The 3,244-nt window shown below is 56.1% G+C and carries 2 protein-coding genes; one reads left to right on the top strand and one right to left on the bottom strand.

Going from position 1 to position 3,244, the window contains the following annotated elements; all coding sequences use genetic code 11:
* The coding region (locus VGE80_RS14245; protein ID WP_440593133.1) for an HTTM domain-containing protein at positions 1-1,130 on the top strand (1,130 nt) is incomplete at its 5' end.
* A gap of 276 nt (positions 1,131-1,406) precedes the next feature.
* On the opposite strand, the gene VGE80_RS14240 is transcribed toward VGE80_RS14245, so the two are convergent.
* Positions 1,407-2,900 carry a hypothetical protein gene (locus tag VGE80_RS14240; protein WP_440593132.1) on the bottom strand — a complete coding sequence of 498 codons (1,494 nt, stop codon included), beginning with the start codon at positions 2,898-2,900 and terminating at the stop codon, positions 1,407-1,409.
* Positions 2,901-3,244: the final 344 nt, after the last annotated feature.

Below are 3,244 nucleotides of genomic sequence, written 5' to 3'. Positions count from 1 at the left end.
ACTACCTGATTGTGCTGCTCAGTGGATTGCTGGTCTTCTTGCCAGCCCATCATGCCCTGTCAGTCGATGCCTGGTTGCGGTCTTCACTGCGGTCTCAAGTTGTCCCCGCGTGGACACTCTGGCTGCTTCGATTACAGATTGGCATCCCGTATTTTTACGGAGGTCTCGCGAAGCTGGACAGTGACTGGCTGCAGGGGTATCCCCTCGGCATGTGGCTGAAACGCCGCTCGGACCTGCCCTGGGTCGGCGCGTCGCTGGCACACGAGTATGCGGGGATCGCATTCGCATGGGGCGGAATGCTGCTGGATCTGTTGATTGTGCCGTTGCTGCTGTGGAAACGGACACGCTGGCCCGCCCTCGCCGTCGGTGTTCTATTCCATCTGATGAATTCGGTCCTGTTCGAGATCGGAATCTTCCCGTGGTTGATGATCGGTGCAACATTACTCTTCTTCCCCCCCGACTGGCCTCGACGCTTCTTTTTGCGATCCCGATTGACGCCTGATGCGGGTCTTCTTCAGCCTGTTTCCCCCTCCCGGCAGAACATGACGCTCGGTCTATTGGGGGTCTATGTTGTCTGGCAGCTGCTCTTTCCATTTCGGGGTCTCTTCTATACCCAGCCTGCTACCTGGTCTGAGGAGGGGCACCACTTTGCCTGGCACATGATGCTGCGGGAGAAGGATGTGGGACTACGGTTTTACATCCGCGATCCCCGCAGTGGAGAAGGGGGAGTCGCTGATCTGCGTACGTTCCTGACGTCCCGGCAGTTGAGTCGGATGAGTAAAGACAGCGACATGATTCTGACATTCGTCCATTTTTTGCGGGACCACTTTCGGGCCCACGGAAAGGGGACGCTTCAGATCCGGGTTCTGGCGCTCGTCTCTTTAAATGGTCGCCGACCTCAACTGATGATGGATCCCGGCCTCGACTACGCCCGGGTCGAGCGGACCTGGTTCCCTCAGCCGTGGATTCTTCCGCTGACTGAACCTTTGAGACGCGAACCCTGGACTGTCCCGCTGGAAGAGTGGGAACAGCACGTATTAGTCCCTTCTCCCGAAGAAATGATCCAGCCGGCACCCCGGCAGGTCGATCCGTTCTTTCTCGTGACACCAACGGAAGACGCCACGTTTTGAAAGTTGAGCAGGGGCTTTTTGATTTCAGCGGCTCGGGCTGTGGTAAGAGTCCCGAGGGCACAGTGGCCGATAGGTTTTGCTCAGGCGGAGCTTTGCCGCTCGAACATACTTCCCTGCGGTGGCTTTTCTTTTGAAGAACAGGCTCCGTATTAGTTCGCCCCCCACCGGACGAGCCAGTGAGGGGCGTTTTATCGGCAGGTTTTGAATTTGCGAGGCGACCCGTGTGAAGGGGCTTACGAAGGCGGGTGCGACCGTGGTCGCATTCGATAAGCAGCCCTAGTTTTTCTCTGGCTCTTCGCTCTGCTGTGGGCGAATAGATTCGAAGTAGCGGCGGATTGTCTGACGGTGGCCGAGTGGAATTTGTTCGTTCTCGAGCACGGCTTCGCTCATCTTTTTGTACTGCTGATAGACGTCTTTGTATCCCCGCTGGGCTTCCTGACGACCTTCCGACGAGGAACTGGTTTCGAAGTCGGAATCACCTTCACCGGCCATCCCGGCGACCTGTTCACGATTGACTTCGGAATTCAGACTCGTGGCATCGCCATCAATGTTGCCGCTTTCCGACATTCCCCAGTTGGACGAGGAACTGGTTGATTTTTGCTTCTTCTTCCCTTTCGCAGTACTGTTTTGCTGGCAGTTACATTTGCGATCGCTCAATTCGGCCAGTTCTGCATTCAAGAGATCGTTGATTCGCTTCTTGCGTGCCTGTTTGCCTGCTTTTTCACCGAGCTTCCGGGCTCCGGCGAGTGCTTTGTCGTCGTCGTCCTCTTCGATGCCATCAGCCAGATCTTTGGCCGCATCGCTGATGGCCCCATCGGCTCCGTTACTGGAACGCTTGGCCGCCTTTTTCAGTTTTTCAGCGGTGGTGCGGGCTTCGTTGCGATCGAATTCCAGTTCGCTCAGTTCTGCCAGCTCTTTCATCGCCTTGTCGTACTTCCCCTCGGCAAGCGCCTGGCCTGCACCCTCCAGTGCTTTGGCGGAAGCCATGGCCTCGCCCACTTCCTGCAGTTGCTGATCGACTTGTTCCAGGCTCGACTGGCTTTGGGCGGACTGGATGGCGGCTTGCATCTCGGAGATCTTGGCGAGAGCCTCTTTCACGTCAACGCCGGGGTCTTTGAGTTCTTCCGTCTTCTGCTTGAGTTCCTTGAGAAGTTGCTCCAGGCCGGGGTCCGAATCGTTCTGAAATTCCTCTTCAAGTTCCTTGATGCTTTCTTCAATCGCCAGGGCTTCCGCCACGATTTGCTCGTCCGGAACAGTGGGTCCTGCGACGAGTTCTTCCTGTTTCAATGGGATCAGGGAAAAAATAACGGCAGCCGCCGTGGCGACCAGGGCACCGGTCAGAAGTCGGGGAGCCTTAAACGGGGCGACGACTTCCGGTTCAACCGTATCCAGGTGGCGCATCGCATCGGCCAGTTGCAATTCCGCGAAAGCCTGTTTTTCCGCGGGGATATGACGGCTGGCAAAATCGAGAGCCGATTCGGTGCGGTCCTTCAGGCCATAGTGGTGATCGACGGCGCGAGCCGCAGCGACCCAGTTAGGCCGTGGCATCAGCAAAACGATTGCGGCAAGACCTGCCAGGACGGGTCCGGCGATCAGGGCGGCCGCTGCCATCCAGCTGCCGTCGAGCCAGTGAACGGCAAGACGTGCCAGGGCGCACCCGATACCGATTGCTGCACCGCAGAGTAAGCCCGTAATCACCCACGTGGACATGGATTGAAATAGCTGTCGACGCTGTACAGGTTGAAGCTTGGAGCGAAGTTCTTCAGTCACAATGCGTCTCCCGGGAGGGGGGCTTCAGAATCGCAGAAAGGTTAAGGTGGCAAGATTCAAAGACAATGCGTCTGACAGACTATCTCTGACGTTGTGAAACGGCAAGAACAATCTCATCGAAAAAATCGAATTGGATTACAGACAATCGCTATGAAAGATTCTGGTAAAACTGTCGATTTTTGAGTTGCAATCCGCTGGTAAAATCGCCACAACAGTTGTACTGCTGATTGACACCCTCCTGAACTGCTCGTCTGCGAATTCCATATCCCCTTGCGGAAACCTGTACGAACAGTCGTGCTTGGTGCGGGCCCTTTTCATTGCAAATCTCTGACTAACGTCTTGAC

Origin of the sequence: Schlesneria sp., from assembly GCF_036405755.1 — a bacterium.
Lineage (GTDB): Bacteria > Planctomycetota > Planctomycetia > Planctomycetales > Planctomycetaceae > Schlesneria > Schlesneria sphaerica.
The sequence above is the reverse complement of the archived record's forward strand: the minus strand, read 5'-3'. Positions and strand labels throughout refer to the sequence as shown.